4 protein-coding genes, 1 tRNA gene and 1 pseudogene are annotated in these 4,597 nt (G+C 68.9%); 4 read left to right on the forward strand and 2 right to left on the reverse strand.

Annotated elements, in window-relative coordinates:
* Positions 1–97: 97 nt before the first annotated feature.
* Together IH13_RS44185 and IH13_RS0135240 are read right to left on the reverse strand one after the other, a co-directional pair.
* Positions 98–169, reverse strand: a tRNA-Gly gene (locus tag IH13_RS44185).
* Positions 170–321: 152 nt separating this feature from the next.
* Positions 322–657 (reverse strand): histone-like nucleoid-structuring protein Lsr2, encoded by a 336-nt coding sequence (locus IH13_RS0135240; RefSeq protein WP_031091111.1) that lies wholly within the window; start codon positions 655–657, stop codon positions 322–324.
* Between the two features lie 370 nt (positions 658–1,027).
* Between IH13_RS0135240 and purS the strand changes: the two genes are divergently transcribed.
* From purS to IH13_RS0135260, 4 genes and pseudogenes are all read left to right on the forward strand, one after another.
* On the forward strand, positions 1,028–1,279 hold the full coding sequence (gene purS / locus IH13_RS0135245; RefSeq protein WP_031091112.1) for a phosphoribosylformylglycinamidine synthase subunit PurS: 252 nt from the start codon (positions 1,028–1,030) through the stop codon (positions 1,277–1,279).
* Complete coding sequence (gene purQ, locus IH13_RS0135250) at positions 1,276–1,956, forward strand: phosphoribosylformylglycinamidine synthase subunit PurQ (protein WP_031091113.1); 681 nt, start codon at positions 1,276–1,278, stop codon at positions 1,954–1,956. The genes purS and purQ overlap by 4 nt, the downstream gene beginning before the upstream one ends.
* Positions 1,953–4,202: a phosphoribosylformylglycinamidine synthase subunit PurL gene (gene purL, locus IH13_RS0135255; protein ID WP_031091114.1), complete on the forward strand. Its 2,250-nt coding sequence runs from the start codon at positions 1,953–1,955 to the stop codon at positions 4,200–4,202. The genes purQ and purL overlap by 4 nt, the downstream gene beginning before the upstream one ends.
* Before the next feature lie 100 nt (positions 4,203–4,302).
* A pseudogene (locus IH13_RS0135260) lies at positions 4,303–4,597 on the forward strand (ArsR family transcriptional regulator); the annotation flags it as partial.

The following is a 4,597-nucleotide window of genomic DNA, read 5'->3' on the forward strand; positions in this document are numbered from 1 at the left end:
CCAACTGAGCTACGTCCGCATTGCTACCACTCGGCTTTCACCGGTGGTGCCTCATCACTCTACCTGATCCCCGAGGGGAACCGGTAAGGCGATGGAGAGCGGGTGACAGGAATTGCACACTGCGCCTTCCCCCTGGAAGGGGGATGTTCTACTACTGAACTACACCCGCACGCTGCTTCGGGCCCGGCCTTTCGGCCTTGCCCTTCGGCGTGCTCCAGACTCTAGCCGACCTGCGGGGGTGTTGTGCAAGTCGGCTCCCCGAGGCGTCTCGGCAGGGCTACTCCCGAGTCGGATCGGAATGGAACATTCCGGGCGCGATGCTCAACTGGCGGCCTGGAACGCCTCGTAGACCTTCTTGGGGATCCGGCCGCGGGCCGGCACCTCCATCCGGTGCGAGCGGGCCCAGGCGCGTACGGCCGCGGGGTCGGGGGCGACGGACGTGTGGTGGTACGCCACCGGGGCTCTGCCGCGCTTGCCGGTATTTGTCTGCTTTCGGCCGGCCGCCATGTACGGGGCCAGGGCGTTGCGGAGTTTCTTTGCATTGGCGGGGTTGAGGTCGATCTCGTACGACTTCCCGTCCAGGGCGAAGGCGACCGTTTCCGCTGCTTCTCCTCCGTCGATGTCGTCGGAGAGTGTGACCACGACGCGTTGAGCCACGGATATCGGTCCTTTCCTTCGGCACCGTCGCGTCTGACATGCGCCGATGCCGGCCTTGCGGCGGCTGGGCGGATACAGGTCGACTGCTGCCGACTGTTCCGGGGGCAATCTGCTTTCCCCGGTAATCATTTGTACAGCGGTGGGAGCCGCATTGTGAAGCCCAGCCAATTGCATCCGCGTGTCCGCGTGCAATCCGGGTGAAGATTCTTTCCCGAGACTTTTCCTGCGTGTTGTCGCCGCCGATATCTCGGCGTGATCGTGCGCACATGATATCTACCCGCGTAGAATTTTGGGCCAGGTAGGCTGAGTGGACCCGTGGGGATGGGGAACCCCTCGGAGACTCAGCCGCACCACACCACCGGGAGTGCCAGTGGCACGCGTCGTAGTCGACGTCATGCTCAAGCCCGAGATCCTCGACCCGCAGGGACAGGCCGTGCAGCGCGCGCTGCCCCGTCTCGGCTTCGACGGAATCGCGGACGTCCGCCAGGGAAAGCGTTTCGAACTCCAGGTCGAGGGGCCGGTCGACGACGCCGCCCTCGCCCGTATCAACGAGATGGCCGAGACCTTCCTCGCCAACACCGTCATCGAGGACTTCGTCGTCAAGGTGGAGGAGGAGAAGTGACCTCCCGTATCGGCGTCGTCACTTTTCCGGGCACCCTCGACGACCGGGACGCCCTGCGTGCCGTCCGGGTCGCGGGTGCCGAGCCCGTGTCGCTCTGGCACCGCGACAAGGATCTGCACCAGGTCGACGCGGTCGTCCTGGCCGGTGGTTTCTCGTACGGGGACTATCTCCGCGCCGGGGCCATCTCCCGTTTCTCGCCGGTGATGGAGACGATCATCGAGCAGGCGAGGGCGGGTATGCCGGTCCTCGGCATCTGCAACGGTTTCCAGATCCTGACCGAGGCGCACCTGCTGCCCGGCGCGATGCTGCGCAACAACCACCTCCACTTCGTCTGCCGTGACCAGAAGCTGCGGGTGGAGAACGCCGGGACGGCCTGGACCTCGGACTACACCGCGGGCCAGGAGATCTCCGTACCGCTGAAGAACATGGACGGCCGGTACACCGCCGACGAGCGCACGCTCGACGAGCTGGAGGCCGAGGGCCGCGTCGCCTTCCGGTACCTCGACGGCAACCCGAACGGCTCGCTGCGCGACATCGCCGGCATCACCAACGCCGCGGGCAACGTCGTGGGCCTGATGCCGCACCCGGAGCACGCCGTGGAGCCGCTCGTCGGCACCGGCCGCACCGACGGCCTCGGATTCTTCACCTCGATCATCAAGAAGCTGGTCAACGCATGAGCCTGGACACGGTCGAGCACGCGGCCGAAACCCCGGACACCGAGCAGCCCTGGAAGGAACTCGGCCTCAAGGAGGACGAGTACGCCCGGATCCGCGAGATCCTGGGCCGCCGTCCCACCGGCGCCGAGCTCGCCATGTACTCCGTGATGTGGTCCGAGCACTGCTCGTACAAGAGCAGCAAGGTCCACCTCAAGCAGTTCGGCGAGAAGGTCCCGGAGAACGACGCGATGCTCGTCGGCATCGGCGAGAACGCCGGTGTGGTCGACGTCGGCCAGGGGTACGCGGTCACCTTCAAGGTCGAGTCGCACAACCACCCCTCGTACATCGAGCCCTACCAGGGCGCGGCCACCGGCGTGGGCGGCATCGTCCGCGACATCCTCGCCATGGGCGCCCGCCCGGTCGCGGTCGTGGACCCGCTGCGCTTCGGCGCGGCCGACCACCCCGACACCCGGCGTGTCCTGCCCGGAGTCGTCGCGGGCATCGGGGGCTACGGCAACTGCCTGGGCCTGCCGAACATCGGCGGCGAGGTCGTCTTCGACGCCTGCTACCAGGGCAACCCGCTCGTCAACGCCGGCTGCATCGGCGTGATGAAGCACGAGGACATCCACCTGGCCCAGGCCTCCGGGCCGGGCAACAAGGTCATCCTGTACGGCGCCCGTACCGGCGGCGACGGCATCGGCGGGGTCTCCGTCCTGGCGTCCGAGACCTTCGAGTCGACCGGCCCGGCCAAGCGCCCGGCCGTCCAGGTCGGCGACCCGTTCCAGGAGAAGCTCCTCATCGAGTGCACCCTGGAGATCTTCAAGGAGAAGCTCGTCGCGGGCATCCAGGACCTCGGCGGCGCCGGGCTCTCCTGCGCCACCAGCGAGCTGGCCTCCGCGGGCTCCGGCGGGATGCGCGTCGAGCTGGACACCGTGCCGCTGCGCGACTCCTCGCTCTCGCCCGAGGAGATCCTCATGAGCGAGTCGCAGGAGCGGATGTGCGCGATCGTCGAGCCGCAGTACGTCGACCGCTTCCTGGAGATCTGTGAGAAGTGGGACGTCATCGCCACCGTCATCGGCGAGGTGACCGAGGGCTCCCAGCTGGAGATCTTCTGGCACGGCGAGCAGATCGTGGACGTACCGCCGCGGTCCGTCGCGCACGAGGGCCCGACCTACCACCGGCCGTTCGCGCGGCCGTCCTGGCAGGACGCGCTCCAGGCCGACGACGCCGGGAAGCTGGCCCGTCCGGCGAACGGCGACGAGCTGCGCGAGCAGGTCCTCAAGCTGGTCGGCTCCCCGAACCAGGCCTCCAAGTCCTGGATCACCGACCAGTACGACCGCTTCGTGCAGGGCAACACCGTGCTGGCGATGCCCGAGGACGCGGGCATGGTCCGGATCGACGAGGAGACCAACCTCGGCGTGGCGATGGCGACCGACGGCAACGGCCGGTACGCCAAGCTCGACCCGTACACGGGCGCGCAGCTGGCGCTCGCGGAGTCGTACCGCAACGTCGCCGCCACCGGCGCCAAGCCGCTGGCGATCTCGGACTGCCTGAACTTCGGCTCGCCCGAGGACCCCGACGTCATGTGGCAGTTCGCCGAGGCCACCCGTGGTCTGGCGGACGGCTGCCTGGAGCTGGGTACCCCGGTCACCGGCGGCAACGTGTCGCTGTACAACCAGACCGGTGAGACGGCGATCCACCCGACGCCCGTCGTGGCCGTGCTCGGTGTGATCGACGACGTCACCCGGCGTACGCCGGTCGCGTTCGCCGAGGAGGGCCAGCTGCTCTACCTGCTGGGCGACACACGCGAGGAGTTCGGCGGCTCGGCCTGGTCCGAGGTCGTCCACCAGCACCTCGGCGGCATGCCGCCCAAGGTCGACCTGGGCCGCGAGAAGCTGCTCGGCGAGATCCTGATCTCGGCCTCCCGCGACGGCATGATCGACGCGGCGCACGACCTCTCCGACGGCGGTCTGATCCAGGCGGTCACCGAGTCCTGCCTGCGCGGCGGGAAGGGCGCCCGGCTGGTGGTGCCGGACGGTCTGGACGCGTTCACCCTCCTGTTCTCGGAGTCGGCCGGCCGCGCGGTCGTCTCGGTTCCGCGCAGCGAGGAGCTCCGCTTCACCGACATGTGCGGGGCGCGCGGGCTGCCCGCGACCCGGATCGGTGTCGTGGACGGTGCGGAGATCGAGGTCCAGGGCGAGTTCGGCATCCCGCTGAGCGAGCTGCGGACGGCGCACGAGGGCACCCTCAGGGACCTCTTCGCCTGATCCGCGCACGGCCCATCCGAAGCCCCTGTCCGGGTCGACCGGGCGGGGGCTTCGGCGTTCCCTGTTGATTAAGATTACGTAATTACGTAAGGTTGTGGGCATGGAGCTGGAGGAACGCGTCGCCGAGCTGGAGCGCCGCCTGGCGGTGCTGGAGCAGGCGGCGGGGGGTGCGCCGCCGGTCGTCGGCGACGGCGACTTCTGGGCGCTGGACGGGCTGAAGGACCAGTTCGACCGGCTCGGGGACGCCGCGACCGACGGCGGGGTGCTGTTCACCGGCACGGTCCGGCTGCCCGCCGGGGAGCGGTACGAGTGGCAGTACGGCGCGCTCACGACCGGGCTCCTGGGCTCGGAGGAGGACCGCCCCGACTGGGCGGGGGCCGCCGAGCCGCTGGCTG

This window comes from Streptomyces sp. NRRL WC-3549 (assembly GCF_000721935.1).
Classification (GTDB): Bacteria; Actinomycetota; Actinomycetes; order Streptomycetales; family Streptomycetaceae; genus Streptomyces.

Excerpts from the sequence above, each read along its gene's own strand:
- purL (WP_031091114.1), top strand. The coding sequence starts at position 1,953 with ATGAGCCTGGACACGGTCGAGCACGCGGCCGAAACCCCGGACACCGAG.